The 17,699-nt window shown below is 38.9% G+C and carries 17 protein-coding genes; 4 read left to right on the forward strand and 13 right to left on the reverse strand.

Features of this window, described 5'->3' with window-relative positions; translation table 11 throughout:
- Positions 1-191 precede the first annotated feature (191 nt).
- The 4 genes from ES896_RS05035 to ES896_RS05050 all read right to left on the reverse strand — a co-directional run bounded on the left by ES896_RS05035 (position 192) and on the right by ES896_RS05050 (position 6,258).
- Positions 192-1,427 (reverse strand): TerD family protein, encoded by a 1,236-nt coding sequence (locus tag ES896_RS05035; RefSeq protein WP_035390067.1) that lies wholly within the window; start codon positions 1,425-1,427, stop codon positions 192-194.
- A 328-nt stretch (positions 1,428-1,755) separates the two neighbouring features.
- Positions 1,756-2,736, reverse strand: a complete 981-nt coding sequence (locus ES896_RS05040; protein ID WP_046527586.1) for a restriction endonuclease — start codon at positions 2,734-2,736, stop codon at positions 1,756-1,758.
- Positions 2,737-2,910: 174 nt separating this feature from the next.
- The gene (bglA, locus tag ES896_RS05045; protein WP_135226506.1) at positions 2,911-4,350 is read right to left on the reverse strand and encodes a 6-phospho-beta-glucosidase BglA; all 1,440 of its coding nucleotides are present in this window, start codon (positions 4,348-4,350) and stop codon (positions 2,911-2,913) included.
- A 9-nt stretch (positions 4,351-4,359) separates the two neighbouring features.
- Entirely contained in the window at positions 4,360-6,258 is a 1,899-nt protein-coding gene (locus ES896_RS05050; RefSeq protein ID WP_135226507.1) for a beta-glucoside-specific PTS transporter subunit IIABC, read from the reverse strand.
- Positions 6,259-6,413: 155 nt separating this feature from the next.
- Here ES896_RS05050 and ES896_RS05055 point away from each other — a divergent pair, with 155 nt between their 5' ends.
- Complete coding sequence (locus ES896_RS05055; RefSeq protein ID WP_135226508.1) at positions 6,414-7,124, forward strand: GntR family transcriptional regulator; 711 nt, start codon at positions 6,414-6,416, stop codon at positions 7,122-7,124.
- 38 nt (positions 7,125-7,162) lie between these two features.
- On the opposite strand, the gene ES896_RS05060 is transcribed toward ES896_RS05055, so the two are convergent.
- On the reverse strand, positions 7,163-7,726 hold the full coding sequence (locus tag ES896_RS05060) for an Imm64 family immunity protein (RefSeq protein ID WP_167764439.1): 564 nt from the start codon (positions 7,724-7,726) through the stop codon (positions 7,163-7,165).
- Positions 7,727-7,977: 251 nt separating this feature from the next.
- Between ES896_RS05060 and ES896_RS05065 the strand changes: the two genes are divergently transcribed.
- Positions 7,978-8,874: a PhzF family phenazine biosynthesis protein gene (locus ES896_RS05065; protein WP_135226510.1), complete on the forward strand. Its 897-nt coding sequence runs from the start codon at positions 7,978-7,980 to the stop codon at positions 8,872-8,874.
- 39 nt (positions 8,875-8,913) lie between these two features.
- Here ES896_RS05065 and ES896_RS05070 read toward each other — a convergent pair whose 3' ends face one another.
- From ES896_RS05070 to ES896_RS05090, 5 genes are all read right to left on the reverse strand, one after another.
- Complete coding sequence (locus ES896_RS05070) at positions 8,914-9,774, reverse strand: LysR family transcriptional regulator (RefSeq protein WP_135226511.1); 861 nt, start codon at positions 9,772-9,774, stop codon at positions 8,914-8,916.
- 13 nt (positions 9,775-9,787) lie between these two features.
- Complete coding sequence (locus tag ES896_RS05075; RefSeq protein WP_025208302.1) at positions 9,788-10,294, reverse strand: hypothetical protein; 507 nt, start codon at positions 10,292-10,294, stop codon at positions 9,788-9,790.
- A gap of 15 nt (positions 10,295-10,309) precedes the next feature.
- Entirely contained in the window at positions 10,310-10,816 is a 507-nt protein-coding gene (locus ES896_RS05080) for an LURP-one-related/scramblase family protein (RefSeq protein ID WP_007497338.1), read from the reverse strand.
- A 108-nt stretch (positions 10,817-10,924) separates the two neighbouring features.
- The gene (locus ES896_RS05085; protein WP_135226512.1) at positions 10,925-11,263 is read right to left on the reverse strand and encodes a darcynin family protein; all 339 of its coding nucleotides are present in this window, start codon (positions 11,261-11,263) and stop codon (positions 10,925-10,927) included.
- Between the two features lie 71 nt (positions 11,264-11,334).
- On the reverse strand, positions 11,335-11,925 hold the full coding sequence (locus tag ES896_RS05090) for a Crp/Fnr family transcriptional regulator (protein WP_135226513.1): 591 nt from the start codon (positions 11,923-11,925) through the stop codon (positions 11,335-11,337).
- 100 nt (positions 11,926-12,025) lie between these two features.
- Between ES896_RS05090 and ES896_RS05095 the strand changes: the two genes are divergently transcribed.
- Positions 12,026-12,274 carry a hypothetical protein gene (locus ES896_RS05095; RefSeq protein ID WP_025208306.1) on the forward strand — a complete coding sequence of 83 codons (249 nt, stop codon included), beginning with the start codon at positions 12,026-12,028 and terminating at the stop codon, positions 12,272-12,274.
- A 14-nt stretch (positions 12,275-12,288) separates the two neighbouring features.
- The gene (locus tag ES896_RS05100; protein ID WP_116306579.1) at positions 12,289-12,531 is read left to right on the forward strand and encodes a hypothetical protein; all 243 of its coding nucleotides are present in this window, start codon (positions 12,289-12,291) and stop codon (positions 12,529-12,531) included.
- Between the two features lie 68 nt (positions 12,532-12,599).
- On the opposite strand, the gene ES896_RS05105 is transcribed toward ES896_RS05100, so the two are convergent.
- The 3 genes from ES896_RS05105 to ES896_RS05115 all read right to left on the reverse strand — a co-directional run bounded on the left by ES896_RS05105 (position 12,600) and on the right by ES896_RS05115 (position 17,402).
- Positions 12,600-13,448, reverse strand: a complete 849-nt coding sequence (locus ES896_RS05105) for an MBL fold metallo-hydrolase (RefSeq protein WP_135226514.1) — start codon at positions 13,446-13,448, stop codon at positions 12,600-12,602.
- Positions 13,449-13,507: 59 nt separating this feature from the next.
- Positions 13,508-15,337 (reverse strand): hypothetical protein, encoded by a 1,830-nt coding sequence (locus ES896_RS05110; RefSeq protein ID WP_135226515.1) that lies wholly within the window; start codon positions 15,335-15,337, stop codon positions 13,508-13,510.
- A 181-nt stretch (positions 15,338-15,518) separates the two neighbouring features.
- Positions 15,519-17,402 carry a 3'-5' exonuclease gene (locus tag ES896_RS05115; protein WP_135226516.1) on the reverse strand — a complete coding sequence of 628 codons (1,884 nt, stop codon included), beginning with the start codon at positions 17,400-17,402 and terminating at the stop codon, positions 15,519-15,521.
- Positions 17,403-17,699: the final 297 nt, after the last annotated feature.

Genomic DNA, 17,699 nt, shown 5'->3' on the forward strand with positions numbered 1-17,699 from the left:
TCCCTCCATTATTGATCATAAAGTCTATTTTACCGTGACCTCCAAAACTGAAAAATAGGCTAAATGACATAAAAAATGGAATGGACTTTCTATTCAATTTACCCTCTAATTTGGATAAACGAGTTTATCCATTGTAGAGATATAGAAAAGGCCAGACAGTTCATTATACTCTGTCTAGCCACATGTTCACGTCACTTATAGTCATTGATTGGTCCTTTATCCATCAAAACATCAATTTCATTTGAAGACTTCATTTTTAATTTAGGTCTGCGCTCGGAATTCGGCTTGCTGTAAAGCTCTAGTGGACGGATGATCACGCCATCATTTGTGTTTTGAAGTATACCAGGAACACAAGAATAAATTCGATCATTGTCATTTGCATGTTTTGCATAAATCGTGACAGACGTTCCTTGATGATTATCGATACTCATAGACACTCTATATCTATAGAAAGAACCTGTTCCATTTGATTGAGCAGAGTAAACAACGGGTACCACCGCAAGGATATCATCATTTAACCTTAGTTTAATGACTTCTGTTTTCATTGATTCACGATCTCTACCGACATCTCCCATATGCTCAACAGCCCCGTTACCGTAACTTTTGAGAGCGGGAACACCTTTTGCGCCAAACATGGCCACATCTATTTGTTTTCCTGACTTCGTATAGATCAACGCGTAAATATCATAATCGGTACCAGACTCCCAAGATACTGTAGCCGTAATCTCTGGTGTTTTGTCAATGATGATCGGTTTATGACCTTTGTCTAGACTAATTTTACCTTGAACTTTCTCTAAGCTAATAGGTGCAGAGACTTTCTCTTTAGCGGCTGTGTTCATTGGAGCAGGCTCATTAATTTGTTTTTCAGAAACCATTTGAGGAGGTGTAGAAACATCCTGTTCATCAGGTTCAACCTCCACCCCATAAAGCTTGCATAGCCCTTCCAATCCAGAATCGAAGCCACGCCAGATGGATCGTGCTTTCGTTTCACTATTTCTTATGTATAGCTCTACTACGACAATACCCTTTTCATTTGTAAAGCTTACTGGTGTTAGGTATAGCACCTCATCACCTGTTCGAATTTCTGCTTGCAGATTCTTCACATGAGAAAAGCCGATTCCTCGATCCTCTGTTAGTGTAATAGCCATCTTTGTGATTCCGACAGGCACTTTGCTCATATCAAAATTCAATTGATGTCTTTTCAACTGATCTGATATCTCTGCTGGTAAAAGTGTCGCGACACCCGTAGTACTCTCCGGCTGATTGTAAAAAATAATGCCATTATCTCCTTGAACTAGATCTGAATCTGTTAAGAGAAACGCCGTTAAAGAAATATCAATTGCAGATGACACTTCATAACTGATGAATAATTGCCCCTTTGGAGAGTTTAGTACGGTATTGGCACCCATTTGCAGAGTTTGATTCATTTCAACAACTCCTATTCTTTATCTACCATTTATCGTTTTTATAGACCAATTATACCGAATTATGTGATAGAACCTATTAAAACCTTTACCTCTTTTCAACCTCTACAATGATATGAGACAATGCCAACTAAAACCGCACTACTCTAGAAGGGAGAACCATTGTGTATAAATTAATTATTCCTGCTGTTATGGTGGTATTCAGTCTGTGGATTCTTCTTCAATTATCAATGAACATCAATATCTTTCAGAATCCAATGAACTATTTTACCGTCATTACCCTCTTTTTTCTTTGTATTCAGGAGTTATTGAAACATAGACAATAAAAAGATCACTCAGGTACATACACTTTTTTCAGAGGTAATAAGGATCTTGTCTCAGCTGGCATATGTTCATACCAATGTACAATAAGATTTACGAGTTCTTCTAAGTCCACTAGATGAACCTCATTATGCTTCGCAACAGCTTTTGCATGAGAAGTAAACCCACCAGTAGAAACAAATAAACTGTTAGCATTCATTGGATTAGCACCTAATAATTGCTGCACCTCTGGCGAACTGGCTGAATTTTTCCGATGCTTTACTTGTACTTTAATAATAGGCTTTTCAAATCCAAATGCATCTTTATAAGCTAATACATCCACACCGCCATCTGGCCCTTTTGGACTCACGCGAACATTGTATGACATTGCTTGCAGTAAGCCTCCGACTAAGTCTTGCATTTGCCACGGGTCCAATTTATCTACTTTATCTTCAATCATGACAGTAGCTTTGCTGACTAAATCTTCGATAATTTCATCTTCTTCGGTTTCATCTTCAGGTGCTGATATAGATGTAGGGTTTTTGAGTAAATGTTCAATCTCTTTCCCCCAATCATCTACACGAAAAACAGTTGATATAGAACCGAGGCTGTTCTTAGCTGATTGACTGAGAGAATCTCGTTTAACTGCTATTGGTTCCCAATTTACCTGAATATGATTTGGATACATTTTATCTCCAACTGCTTCATCAAAAAAATGCGGAGCAATCACCGTACCTACTCGATATTCACGGCTTTCTTTTATGTACGTAATGATTCGATCTCCCTTTTTGATTTCTCTACTAAACCTCCATACCTGACTGACCCAGCTTCTTCTCGTAAAAGGTTTGTTCTCAGCGAATATGACATCAGCTCGAGCATTCATCTCTTGCTTTGTTTGATATTGTTTTGGATTACCTAATTTAGGCCACCCTATCGATGCAATGCCTTTCTCTTCCCAAATTGTAATTAATTCGTTTTGGTCACCCGCACGAACCATCCACCATTTCGTCATTTACTACCTCTCCCATTCCATCTATCTTCTCTTATTTTCATCATCAAATATTCTATCTAAATTATAAGACTTATTTCTTGTTAACAAAAGGATATGCGCACCATTTTTGTCGAAAGAAACACAAAAACCCGAACAAGCGTATACCACACTCATCCGGGTCTGCATTTTCCTTTATTACACTTCTTCACCATTCGTTGCGATGACGTTTTGATACCAAGTAAACGAATCTTTTTTAAGACGCTTCATTGAACCATTACCTTCGTTATCACGGTCAACATAAATCATGCCGTAGCGTTTTTTCATTTCACCGGTTGTGAATGACACGATATCAATGATGCCCCAAGGTGTGTAGCCGATGAGGTCCACACCGTCATATTCAACCGCTTTTTTCAGTGCTTGAATATGAGAAGCGAGATATTGAATTCGCTCTGGGTCATGAATAGAACCGTCTTCTTCCACTTGATCAATGGCACCAAAGCCATTTTCCACAATGAATAGCGGGATTTGATAGCGATCGTAAAAACGATTCAATGTATACCTTAAACCTGTCGGATCAATGGACCAGCCCCAGTCACTTGATTTGATATACGGATTTTCTACACCATGTGGCAGTGCTCCATTGACAATGTCTCCTTTGTGATCAGATACTGCATCGCTTTTGACCGTTGTTGACATATAATAGCTAAAGCCAAGGTAATCTACTTTTCCTTTTCTTAAACTTTCTTCATCGCCTTCTTCAAATGGAATATGATAGCCTTCGCGCTCAAATTCTTTTAACGCGTAGCTTGGATAGTAGCCACGCACTTGGACATCTGGGAAGAAATAGCGCTGTCTCATATATTCTTCTGCCAGCATGACATCTTCTGGGTTTGAGGTATATGGATAAATTGGCACGTGGGACACCATCGCTCCAATTTGAAAGGACGGATTGATCTCTTTGCCTTTTGCCACTGCCCATGCACTTGCAAGCAATTCATGATGGCCCGCTTGATACATGACTTCTTTGGCATTTTCGCCTTCTTTGACAGATACCCCTGAATTTGTCCAAAGGAACAACGGGTTGTTGACGTCCATTTTGTTATTGATCTCATTAAATGTCATCCAGTACGTGACCTTGTCTTTGTAACGATTGAAGCATACTTCCGCAAATTTCGCGAAATATTCAGCGACTTTTCTGCTTCGGAATCCGCCGTATTCTCTTGCCAAATGAAGGGGCATTTCAAAGTGAGACAACGTAATGACAGGCTCGATTCCATGTTTAATCAGCTCATCAAACACATCATCATAAAACTGTAAGCCTGCTTCATTCGGCTCTTCTTCATCCCCTTTAGGGAAAATTCGGCTCCAGCCGATCGATGTTCGCAAGCATTTTAATCCCATTTCAGCAAACATGGCGATATCTTCTTTGTAACGATGGTAGAAATCAATGGCTTCATGGTTTGGATAAAAAGTTCCTTCTTCTATCGTTTCCGTGATCTGTCTTGGTACACCATGAGCACCTGCTGTCATCACATCTACAACACTCGGCCCTTTGCCAGCTGCATTCCATCCACCTTCGAATTGATGAGCGGCTAATGCCCCGCCCCATAAGAAATCTTTTGGTAAAGTCATTATCTATTCCTCCTATTTCACAATTGTCATCATCACGTCAGTTGGCTGACATGTCGAACGTTTCTCTACAATCACATCTTCGTATGCTTGGGTATTGGTAATGATAATAGGTGTGATTGTTTGTAATCCTTTGCTTTCAATTGCTTCCTGATCAAATGTCATCAACAAGTCACCCTTTTTCACCTTGTCGCCTTCTTTGATATTGAGTGTAAATGCCGATCCATCTAGAGAGACCGTATCAATTCCTACATGAACAAGTAACTCCACACCAAATTCAGAACGCAGACCAATCGCATGTTTTGTTGGTGCAAGCATGACGACACTGCCGTCAAACGGTGCAAACAGTTTGTTATCGGTCGGATGAACGGCAAAGCCTTTCCCCATCGCACCAGAGCTAAATACGGCATCTGGTACTTCAGATAACGAAAGCACCTTTCCTGTAAGTGGAGCCGTGATCATTTCTTCATTGTTCATAGAAGCTTGTGTCGTTTCTCCGTCTTGATCTTTAACAGATGTTTCACCAGCTGGCTGGTCTACCGTATCTTCCCCATAACCGAACAATTGAATAAGCACAACTGGTAAAATCAGCGCAATGGCCACACCAATCAAAATACCAATAATAGACGTTGGATAATCTGCATCGATTCCGTTCACAATGGTCAGCGGGCCAGGCAGCCCTGCATATGCAAAGTAATAAGGCGTAAAGAAGCTGGCTACAACGGCACCGACCGCTCCTGAAATACACCCGAAAATAAACGGCTTTTTAAAACGTAAGGTGACACCGTAAATCGCAGGCTCCGTAATACCGAAGAGTCCTGTGATTCCAGCTGAAACCCCAACTTTCCGTGTTTCCCGATTTCTTGCTTTTAAAATAACTCCCAGCACCGCACCGACTTGAGCGATAACAGCGATGGTTTGATATGCCTGAAAAGAGTCACGTCCATATTGTTCAAAGTTCGCAAGTACCATTGGCGTGATGCCCCAGTGAACACCGAAAATCACGAGTACTTGCCAGAAACCGCCGATAATGGCCCCTGCCAGAGCTGGTACATTTTCAGCTAAGACATTGTATCCGTTTGCAATCCCATTTGCACCTGCTGTCGAAAGAGGACCGATTAATAGTATGGTTAACGGAACCATAACGACCATACATAAAAATGGGACAAATAGCGGTTTGACGACCTCATGAATTCGTTTGTTTAAGAATCTTTCTACATAAGAAAGAATCCATACTAAGAAAAGCGGTGGCAAGACGGATGATGTATAAACCGTTTCAGATAACGCAATCCCTAAAAAGGTCACACCTTCCCCTGATGCTACACGTCCAGCAATCTCTGTCCAAGAAGGACTGACAAGCGCTGCTGTACAAGCAACCGCGATATACATATTTGTTTTGAAATGCTTGGCTGCAGTGATCGCAATAAAAATAGGCAAGAACGTAAACGGTGCCCAAGAAATAAAGCTAAACACTTCATAAGTGCCTGTTTTCGAGAAGCTTGGAAATATCAAATTTATTAAGATAAGTGCACCTTGCAAAATACCAGCTGCGGCTAAAATATACACAAATGGCGCAAACACAGCGGACATGGTCGCAATGACCCGATTCAGTATCGTTCCTTTATTTTCATTCGACTGGTCATCATCAGACGTTTGGAGCTGAACAAGGTTGGAAAAATGCTCATATACCTCACCCACATGCTGACCGATCACAACCTGAAACTGACCACCGTTTTCCACCACTGTAATGACTCCAGGCATGGCGTTGACTGCTTCTTTTGCCTTTGGATTAGAACGCTTCAACACCAAACGCAGCCTCGTGGCGCATCTTGCGGCACTCACCACATTTTCTTCTCCGCCAACTGCTTCTAAGATGTCTTCTGCAAGCTTTTGATAATCCCTCACTTTTGACATATAAAACCCCCCTTTATCACTACTAGTATATGTACATTATAATTATACCGGTACAATTTATCAATACATATATAATTTTAGTTTGCATATCAAAGAGAAATCGGGATGTGCTATAATACAAAGACAATAAATCGTGAAAACAAAGAGGAATGGCTATGTTAAAGTATCAACAAATTGCGAGCGATATTGAAAAATATATTGTCACACATGAGCTGCAGCAAGGAGACAAACTTCCTGTGCTTGAGACGCTCATGAATCAATTTGCTGTGAGCAAAAGTACAATTATCAAATCATTAGATTTACTCGAAAGAAAAGGGATTGTCTATCAGGTGAGGGGCAGCGGCATCTTTGTGAGAAGGCATAGACGCAAAGGCTATATCAGCCTTTTATCCAACCAAGGGTTCAAAAAAGATTTAGAGGAATTTCAACTGACATCAGAAGTTCTCACGTTAGATACCATCAAACCGCCAGAAGAAGCTGCGCTGAATTTAAACATTGAACTAGATGAGGATGTTTTCTACCTTAAACGCATTCGTTACATCAATGGACAAACTTTATGTTTAGAAGAGTCCTATTACCGGAAAACCATTATTCCTTACCTCAACACAGAAATTGCAGCCGATTCTGTATTTAAATTCATTAGTGAAGGCCTTGGTCTTAAAGTGGGCTTTTCTGACATGTACCTGCAAGTTGGCAAACTAAACGAAACTGAAGCGAAGCACCTCGGACTTAAACAAGACGATCCTGCCCTCCGCGTCGAGACCGTTTTCCATCTCACAAACGGACAGCCCTTCGACTTCTCGAAAATCACATATAACTACATGCAATCCCAATTTTTTATTCAGGCGAATAATTATTATGGGTGATGAAAGGAAAAAGCTCCTGATACATTCAGGAGGCTTTTTTACTGTTCTCTTTTAACCTTTAAATATTTCTTCCCTCTCTCTTGAGTAGTTAGCCCGTCAATGAGAGTATCACCATAAAAAGTGACTAAATAATCCCCTTTACCTATAAGAACAACTGGAAAAGCATGATGTTCTTGCAGACTCTTTTCAACATCATCTGGATGAAGCTCGACTTCCATTTCATGTCCAATGAATGAATACTCGAACGTAAGAGTAGGATAAAGTTCTACAAGACACTGTACGATCTCCTGTTGAATACGAACGACATCATGTGAAACAACCTCTGTCCAATTTAAACACAGAACGAACCCAACAAAACCAGCTTCTTTTTGTATGTTCATGGTTGTATGTTTTAGACATGTTCCCTCCAATTCAAATTCTGTATAAAAACCTTCCAAGTAATTGTTTTTGATTTTAATCTCTTTTACATCATGTTCGATCCATGCTTCGCCATTAGCATCTTGACTAAACTTTACTTTCGTTATTGAAATGCCTTTCTTTGTTAAATAGACAATCAGTTGGTGGAAAGTGGTTGTTAAATGAATGTCATCATAGAATACCAATCCAATATTGATATATCCTCCTAAAGCGATGCTGACCCCCTCGCTTTCTTTTTGTTTTGTTCAAGCATACTACAAAAATCAGATTCTCTTTGAACTGCCTTTTGAACTATCATTATTTTTTTCAGCCTTACCGCCTAGTTGTTTAATATTACATGAACAATTCCAATTCATCACATTCAAAAGATTCATTTTACGAATACATCCTACACATTTATGATGAACATAACAACATGGTTAGGGGGATTCGTCAGATGAAAGATATTAGGGTGTATCATGTCGATGCGTTTACAACTGAGAAATTTGGAGGTAATGCCGCTGGGGTGGTGTTGGATGGGGAATGGTTAACGGAGGATGAGATGCAGAATATCGCCAAGGAGTTGAACTTACCCGAGTCCGTTTTCTTGCTGCCGGCACATGATGAGAAAGCCGATTATCGAGTGAAATATTTCACTCCAACGGAAGAGGTCAATTTCTGCGGGCATGCGACGGTTGGATTGACTTGGCTTTTAGCGACGGAGCTAGATATGGCTAAAGAAAAATCAGGGGTGGTGTTAGAAACAAAGATCGGCCATGTTCCCGTTGTATGGCACGAGGAAAATGGCAAAGTTGTGGATGTGGAGATGACACAGGTTACGCCAAAGACGCGAGATTTTATCATGGATGTAGAAGAGCTTAGTGACATGCTCGGTATAAGCAGTGACAGGATTGATCCATCCTATTCTATAAAATTAGCAAACACCGGAAACTGGCATCTCCTTGTTCCGCTGAAACACCAGGATGACATTGATCAAGCGGCACCAAAATTAGCAACTTTAGGGAAAATGAATAAAGAGCAGGGTATCACAACGACTCATCTTTATACGTTTCAATCCATAAAGGACTGTGATCTTTATACAAGGGATTTTGCACCTGGCATTGGCATACCCGAAGATCCTGTAACCGGAGCAGCAAACGGGGCATTAGCCGGATATCTGTATTTGGAAGGGATCATTCCTCAGCAAGAAACCACTCATCTGCGCATTGCTCAAGGTGATGCCATCGGCAGACCAGGATTGCTTCGTATCACGGTCATTCCGAATGAAGCAAAGCCGGTCATTAAAGTAGCAGGAGCAGCGGTTATTACCATTCGCGGGGTGGTCACGCTATAAATTGATCAGCTTGAATAGAGACTCTCGTTCAAGCTGAATCTATTTAAAATGATCTTTGACCGCTTCAATCCATCTTTTAGTAGAGGGAGAGGCTGCGTTAAAAGATTTAAACGCCATATTGATTTCGCGATAAACACTGGTCTCAAGTGGAATTACGTTCGCCTGAGGCACCTGAGGCGGCAACATCAACTTCGGAATGATCGTGAGCCCAAGGCCTTCCTGAACCATAGAGATGAGCGTATTGTTGTCCCCAATCTCAAATAAAACATGGGGTTTTACGCCTCTTTCTTTTAATATTTTCTTAATGAGTTGATCACAGCCCGCTTTTGGCATAATAAATGGTTCATCCTGGAACGAAGCCACTTCCATCACCTTCTTTGTATGGAAACGATGACTCTCTTGCATGAGCACCACCAATTCATCTTGAAACAGTGGAACAGTTTCCAAATCTCTAGATGGCTGTGTTAAAAATCCAAGATCAACTGTGCCAGACGCGATCCACTCTTCAATCTCTTCATAGCCGCCTTCGTATAACTCCAATTGGATATTGGGATAACTTTTCGTAAAACGATGAATGAGCTGCGGAAGCATTTTTGAAGAAAAACTAGAGAACGTGCCGATCTTGATACTCCCCACTTCCATCCCTTGAATCAACGCCGCCTCCTGCTCAAGCAATGACGCATGATGAATGATTTGGCGAATATGGGGCAGCACCCGCTCACCTGCATCTGTCAGCGACAGCCCGTTTCGATTCCGATGAAGCAGCACAATCCCAAGCTCTGACTCAAGCTTCGCCATATTGTGACTCACCCCAGACTGCGTCAGCCCAAGCTTCTCACCGGCTTTTGTAAAACTGCCGCATTCGACGACTGTTTGAAATACTTTGTATGGGAATGTCATTCGTTTGCTCACCTCACTTTAGATCTTGGCAAAACCTACTGTTAGACATGTCTGTGATTTTTCGATTTAATTGTTGTTCGACCAATTGAAAACATGCCTGCTGAATCCATAAACGTTTAAATGTATAGAGTTGTTCTTTTTCATCGCCATGCATCTCTTCATCTTCTTCTAACTGAAAATCTGTTAATTCGATTTTGTCATGAACATGCATGTGAATAAAAACATGCGCATTGTGAAAATCATGCATATGCTCTACTAAAGCTGAGATATTGGTGATAAAGTCATCAAATATATCTTCTGCTAGCGTTTTCTTGAGATCTAGATGGCTGTGCACATCCATTGATATGTAATTATCTCTTTCATCCAGTTCTTCTTGAGTGGCCAGAGGGTTATCATGAATCGTTGCTTTTCTATTTAAATCTGTAATCGAGAAATAGACGATGATGTCTTTATTATCGAGAAATTCATACTCCCATATCTCTGCATCTCTTAATCTTAAAATGCGGGTGAGGTTGTCCAACTTTAAACCCTCCAATTAATTATTCATTGTCGTCGAAGAAGACCTAGACGCCGCTTCATCCGCTTTCACACAATCAATCGCAACAACCAATGCAATCATCACAGGCTCCATCTCTTCTTTCAAAATATCCACCTTGTAGCTATCCCCCCAAGTAAACCATTCCTTCTTTACCTGACCGATCACTTCGCCGCTTTGCAGCACTTGGAAATTCATATCCCACCAGTTCCCTTGTACTTCGATCCCAGCAGCATCAATTGAATATTTGGCTTTGAAGAACGTAAACTCTTTTTTGATCGTCAATACCTCTTGTCCACCGACTTCTACTAAAAACTTCGGTAAAAAGCTAAACATTTTCTTCGTAATTACAGCGATGACGTCTCGTTCTGTATTCAAAATGGTGAACGTCTTTGGCACCTTCATAAAGCTGCCTTCGACCTCATATACATCATTCTCCTGTTGGTCCTTTACCGTAAACCTGCCGCTCAGACTAAATACCTTTTGCTTCATATACAGCTGCTTCATAAGTACCTCCGATTCAGTTCAAAAATTTACCCGTTCTTACCTTACCCCTGATTATACCAAAAAATAGAATGTGCAAAAAACCACCTGATAGCAGGTGGTTTTCGATTACTAATCCATTTTCAAAGATTCTTTTTCATATGTTTGAAAAGCATCTTCCATTCCCATGATGACCTCTTTCATTTTGACATAACCACTTGTGTAAGGAATAGAATCTCTAATCTCTTCCCACATAAAATGATAGAACTTCAGGTCATCTGTTTCACACATCACAAAATCTGTGTAATCCTTACCTGGAAGAGCTTCAGCATCAAAAAAGCGCACCATCACATGTTCCTCATATTTCTGCATCAACTCTTGCAGCGAAGCCGCATGGGTTCTGCGCTCCTCTCGTGGTAAAGCAAGCCAAGATGGATAGAACTCTAATAAAACAACCATCATATATTTCATCATCAAGCCCCTCGATTCTTCTATGATGTGATGATTGTACGCCAGATCTAGAGAATGTGCATTAACATAGGTTAATGTTCAGCAGGATGCAGCAGCCTGCTCAGCGAAACCGGAGAAATACCGATATATGAGGCAATATGATATTGAGCGATACGCTGATGTAACCCGGGATATTTCAATAAAAATGCCTGATATCGCTCAATGGCTGGCAAATAGAGCAGTTCCCTCTCACGCTCTTCCTTTCTCGTATACAGCCTTTCTACACTCACCCGAACAAACCGCTCCCACATATGACTGCTGTCCATCGACCTTTGAAGTAGATCATACGGAATTTCAATCACGATAGAATCCTCCATCGCTTCAATCGAATAAGGAGAAGGCTGCCCGTTGATCATACTTGCATAAGAAGTAGCAAAATCATCTTCCAACGTAAATGCCACGTTGTACTCCCTTCCATCCGGTAACAAATAGAAGAGACGGAAGAGACCTGTTATGCAGAAGTAGGCATGCTTCACTGGATCGCCAGCCTTGATCATGCATGTACCTGCTTTTAATTGTTTAATCGTTGTTCCATCTTTGAAGACTTGCCAATGATTTTGTTCAATTGGATATTTCGATATTTTGGTTTTGAACGTGTCGTATAGGTCAGTTATGTTGTCCATCTGTAAGTAACCTCTCTATTAATAGAAGAATTGATAAAAAATGGTGTCAGAAAACACTCAGGTTATAATGGAAATATAAGCGAAGATGAGGGGAGAAACAATGAAAAACATCACTTTTTTTGACTGGACCATCTATTTACAAGCAGACTTAACAGCGATTACCGATCATCATGAAAAGAAAATGGTTATTTTAGAGCCATCCATTGAACTAAATAGCATCATCTGGATAGACGACAACAACGAGCTACAAATCAAACCTACTTGGGATTGTGTCATTTCAATTGATCCAACCAATAAATCACTGACAATCCGGCAAACAAAAGAAGTATTCGGAGATGTGTACGAATGAAAATAGGAGGAACTATGAAGAAAACCGCTTTTTATGATTGGACGATTCACTATCCTGAACATTTAACAGCCGTCAAAGATGATACAGAAAAGAAAATGGTCTTTCTAGAACAGACTGTTGAATTTAAAGGGATTATTCGTATTGATGAGAATGATGAACTGCAAATAAAGCCCACTTGGGATTGTGTCATTATTATGAATGCAAAACAGATGTCTGTCACAGTTCGTGATGCAGAAGACTTTGTAGGTTTACCTTAGAAATAAAAAAGTCTCATTTGAGTGATTTCCCTCAAACGAGACTTTTTCTGTTTAGTCACCACAATTATTTAATAACCATTTACAAAGTAAGCAATGGTTTCTAGTTCATCTTCTTTCAATTCTCTGTTCACGTAATTTTGATATTCTATCGTGATTCTCTGTTGATCTCCACCACAAAGATCTGTGTATTTCGCCATCATCCGAAGCTTGTCTGTTTCCTGACGAAACTCCTCTTTTGTCCACGGTCTTTGGTGTGAAGGAATATACGTATCGGCATCAAAAGCATCTAACTCATCTAAAAGACGCAAGATTTCATTCAACGTAAAATGTACTTTTTCTGCATACATTTTCGGATAAATGCAATCTCCTAGGAATAGAATTTTCTCTTCTTTCACATACACGATCACTGAATCTGCGGCATGATCGCCTCCAACATGCTGCACAACACAAGTGACCCCGCCAAGATCAATCTCCATCCGACGGTCAAACGTCACATCCGGTAAAACCACCTGAATCTCTCGATGATTCTTATATTCTTCTTTTATCGCCTTCGCGCAAAACTCAATCTCCGTTCCTTCCCTCACCCGCTCATCAATCGCCTCATCTGACCAAGAAAACGGAAGAAGCTTCTCCATTTCCTTTCTGGTTTTTGCAGAAGCAATTGAAACCGCATGAGGCAGCGCCGGTAGACCAAAAATATGATCCCAATGCCAATGCGTGAGGACAACCATATCCGGCATGGCGTTCTCTTGTTTTAAGGTCTTTTGGATAAAATAGTTCGCATGATCTTCTGAATTACCAGCATCGATCATTAATGTTTTGTTATTGCCTATGACCATGCCTAGGATGGGGCGGTCAGAGAGTGATATTGGTGTGATGTAGGAGAAGGTTTGGCCTATTTTTTTGATTGTGTGCATGGTGTGCCTGCTCTCTAATATTTAGATTTTATTCTCGTAGTGCGAAGGTAAACCGAAGCCTATTTCTTTAATAAGTATTTGGCTAACTTTCGATCTTCTTTATCCTTTGTCTTCACAGCAATATGTTCAATCAATTCTCTTGTGGCCGCTTGCTGCGAATACGAAGGAGACCATTCTTTTAATACACTTAAAGCATGATACTGTAAATTTCCATCATCTGATCTAAGTGCAGCTTGAATCAATGGCAATCCTACACCTTCGTGTTCATATAAATCTTGCACAATATATTGTAGACAAGCCACTTCATCATCTGAGAGGTTTGATAACGATAAATGTGTTTCTGCAAATGTACAAAGCTCTCTAATATGCTGGTGATGATTTGTGTCCATCACAGCAAAGTATATTTCACTATTTGCCGGATCTTTCTCAAGTAAAGCAAATAGATGCTCAATCACATCTAAACGATAAAAGAGAGCGATTTCAAGTGCTTGGGAGCTAAAACCCTGTTGTAACGAATCGATCGCAAGCTTTGGCCATCTACTGTCATTAATAAACGGTTGAACAGCTTCCTGGATAGCCTTATAATCGTCCTGTTTCCATGAAGCATTCAATCGGTCTTCCCAAATCTCTTGTTCATCATTTAAAAACTCATTTATTTTCAATATTGTATAAAAGTCCTCAATTGCTTGGCAGTGCTTATGAGCATGGTGAATAAATCGGCAGAGAACTGAGCTTGCATTTGAATACTCATCGATTACGTAGATAGAAACCTCATCTTCTAATAATGCTTGAATGATGAGACTCGCTCCATCATATAATTCTTTGGAAATTTCATCTTCTGATAAAGCTGTTTCCAGATCACCATTAAGAGCGCAAGTATAGGCTAAGTATTCATTCATGATTGTATTTTCGCAGCCCTTTGTTAGTAACCAACGTTTTATTTCTGGCGTCGAGGCTTCCAATTGCTCAACAGCCGAAATTTTTCCCCATCCATCAACAGACTTTGCAAGACGCCAAACATGTTCGTTTCCTTGAATTGTGCCATTCTTCAATGCAATCACGACATAAGAAGTAAATTCTTCATGCATACCTATTGTGAATAAAAGCTCTTTGTATTTTTCACAGTTCGTACATCCCAATATCATAACTGCAAATTTGACGACCTCCCGATGTGCCGCATATTCAAGAAGCCATAACGCTTCTTGCTGTACACGGGATTCATCCCATTGTGTTTGCTGAAATCGTTCAATTAGCTCACTGCTGCGGCTCGCCATATTGTTAGAAATGATTTTTTCATATGTTTTTTTTCTTGTTTCATTTGTAGGATGATTTAGTTGTTTTTCAAAAAGCATCAATAGCTTCTTCACATAAAAAGGAGCAGGTTGTTCATCTACATAATAATCAGATAAACCGGGAGCCAATCGTGGTTCATTTTCGTCAAATAAATAATCTTCATCGGGTAAACGGTCGTCTACTATTTTATGATGTGATTGAATTTGTTGTTGAATAAAGGGAACGATTTTCTCTTTATGATCCCATGGTAGAAAGTCTATCTTCATTGATTCATCTAAAATCGTTTCACGATCTACTTTCACCATACAACGAAATCGTACATAACCGCCAAGTTTAACGGACACCTTGTGTTTTGTACCATCTTGAAGCTCCAATATCCCTGACAATTTTGAATAAGGGATCATATGAGTCAATAAACTTTTTCGTTGTTTTTTATCAACTGTCACACCATCAATGATTAGTTGCTCTTCTTTTATTTGGTTTATAATTTCTATAAAATGCCCTTTATATTCAATTTTCCATGTTTTATTTATTTCTTTTTCTATATCTTTTATTACGTTACGTATTTCATGTTTAAAATCAGCTTTGAAACCCATGAAAGTCTCCTTTGAGTAATTGTAGATTGAATATGTGATCGTTCCCAATACCTGCTGTCATTGTTTTTTGAACTAAGTTTTCATTATATAATACGATATTTATTAAGAAGAGTCTTCTTTTCTTCTTACATGAAAAAAGGTATGAGAAATGAATAATTCCCGTACCTTTTACTATTTAAAATTATTGATTAAATGTCGGCTCTTTTTGCTTTACATCCTCAAAATACTGAGTAAACGAAGAAACACCTGAATAAGATATTGATAGGTACTCTTTAGCACGAGTCATTCCTATATACATTAAAGACACTTCTTTTTCTTGATCCTCTTCATACTTTAATGGCATCAGATCAGCTTTCACAATAAAAACTGAGTGGAAGTCAAGACCTTTACTACTATCGAGAGAACAAATTTTGACTGTCTCTTCCTCTGGATTGAACTTATGTTTGGTTGCACCATTTTCAGTTATCCAATTGTAAGGAATATTCTTTGTTTGAAATTCAGATTGAATCGCTGATATATAATGGTTATTATATCCCTTTATACGATATAAAATAGCCATTTCAGAGTAAGGTATGTTCTTTTCATTATGTTGATCCACTATTTGTTTAGTAATCTCCTCTATTTCTTCTTTAAAGTTATTACATCTTAAAAGCTCTACTTCTGGCCCTTTACGTTTCGTCTTTTTTGGAGGGATGATTTCGATTGTCTCTGTCTGTTCTTGTTTTAATTTAAGATCTAAAGCTCTATGGCTATCGTAAAATTTCCATCCAAAATCCACAATTTGTGACGTATTACGATAATTTATATTTAAGATTCTAGATCTACCTCTAAAATCAAGCCCCGTATCTTTCACATAGCTTCTACTTTTCCGATAGATATCTTGCGCTCTATCTTCTACTAAAAGTAAAGATTGCGTCTCTTGATCTAAGCATAAGCTGATGAGATGCAGCCAGCTCCCTTCAAAGTCCTGCCCTTCATCAATTAAAATGGCATCATACTTTACAGGAGTTAAAGCATCATTTTCTACTTTTTCAATGTAATCATCTATTTCAAGTTCTGAAATACCATGATCTTTTTTAATCCAGTGATGAAAATTTAATATTTGTATATTATTTAAATTTGGTGTTTTTCTATGATCGGATGTCAGAAATTCATCTGGTTCTGTAAATTTAGAATGAATCATTTGTTTAATATTTTGTTTCAAAGCTACATTGTAACAGAGTATTAATATCTTCCAATTCGGATGTTGTTCAGCTAACATTTTTGCTCGAGTCGCTAAGATTAAGGTTTTACCGCTTCCTGCTACTCCTCTAATTAGCCGATGTTTATCACCAATCTGTTTAGCCAAGTTTTCTTGATGCAGATCCATCGTTTTGATGTTTCGAAAAGATAATAACAGTTTTTCTTGATATGGGACTGGTTCAACATCTGCTCCAACGCGTATTTCTTTGTATAGATGATAGCGAATCCTTTCTAATTCGTCAGATGATAGTGGCGTATTTAACTTGAAAGGCACATGAAACATATCAAACAATTTTTCTATTAAGATCTCAGGATCAAAATGGTCATTATCCGGATCAATCTGATCACGCGATAAAATAAAATGTGGATCAATAACCTCATATACTTTATTTTTTAAAAGTTGTTCTTCATGAAGCCGAGTGAAGACGACACCATAACCATAAGGAAACTTTAATTTAAACTGATATTTCCCTTCTGTATTGATTAAATCAATATCTTTCTCAAGCATATCTTTTATTTTAAAAGCATATTCTCTGGATTGAACTAGGGGATTCTTCACTCTATGTAAATCACCAGAAGAATTTAAAATGCCCCAGGTATTGTCGTTTAGCTCTCTTATTGTATTTTTGGTGTAATCTTTTACTTCCAAAACTAATACTCCTAGATCCGGACCGATTATCACAAAGTCTGGTCTAAACCCATTGATATTAGGCTCATAATGAACAATATAATCCTCGGGTAGATATTCCTTTAATGTTCGAAATAAAATTCGTTCTCCTGCAGTAGCAGTACTTTTAATACTTTCTGGTAATGTAATTGCCATTCATACTACACCCCTCTATTATCCTTATAAACCATATATCGGAATAATCTGGATTGTTTGAATGTAAATTATTACATTATATAGGATTATTTAAAGAATGGTGATCGTGATGTTCGTTAGAAAGATAGCTGAAAACTCAAAAAAGCTCTTAAATTAATAATTTAAGAGCTTTTTGTTAAAATTTCGCTTTGTATCTGTATATATTTTTAGTGACTTTTATTTTTATTGAATTTGTGAATGATCGCTTTATATACAATATACACCAGATACATTACATAGCCTAAAACAAATGTAATT

Source organism: Bacillus sp. 005/A4HT-01/001 (genome assembly GCF_004634445.1).
Classification (GTDB): domain Bacteria; phylum Bacillota; class Bacilli; order Bacillales; family Bacillaceae; genus Bacillus; species Bacillus altitudinis.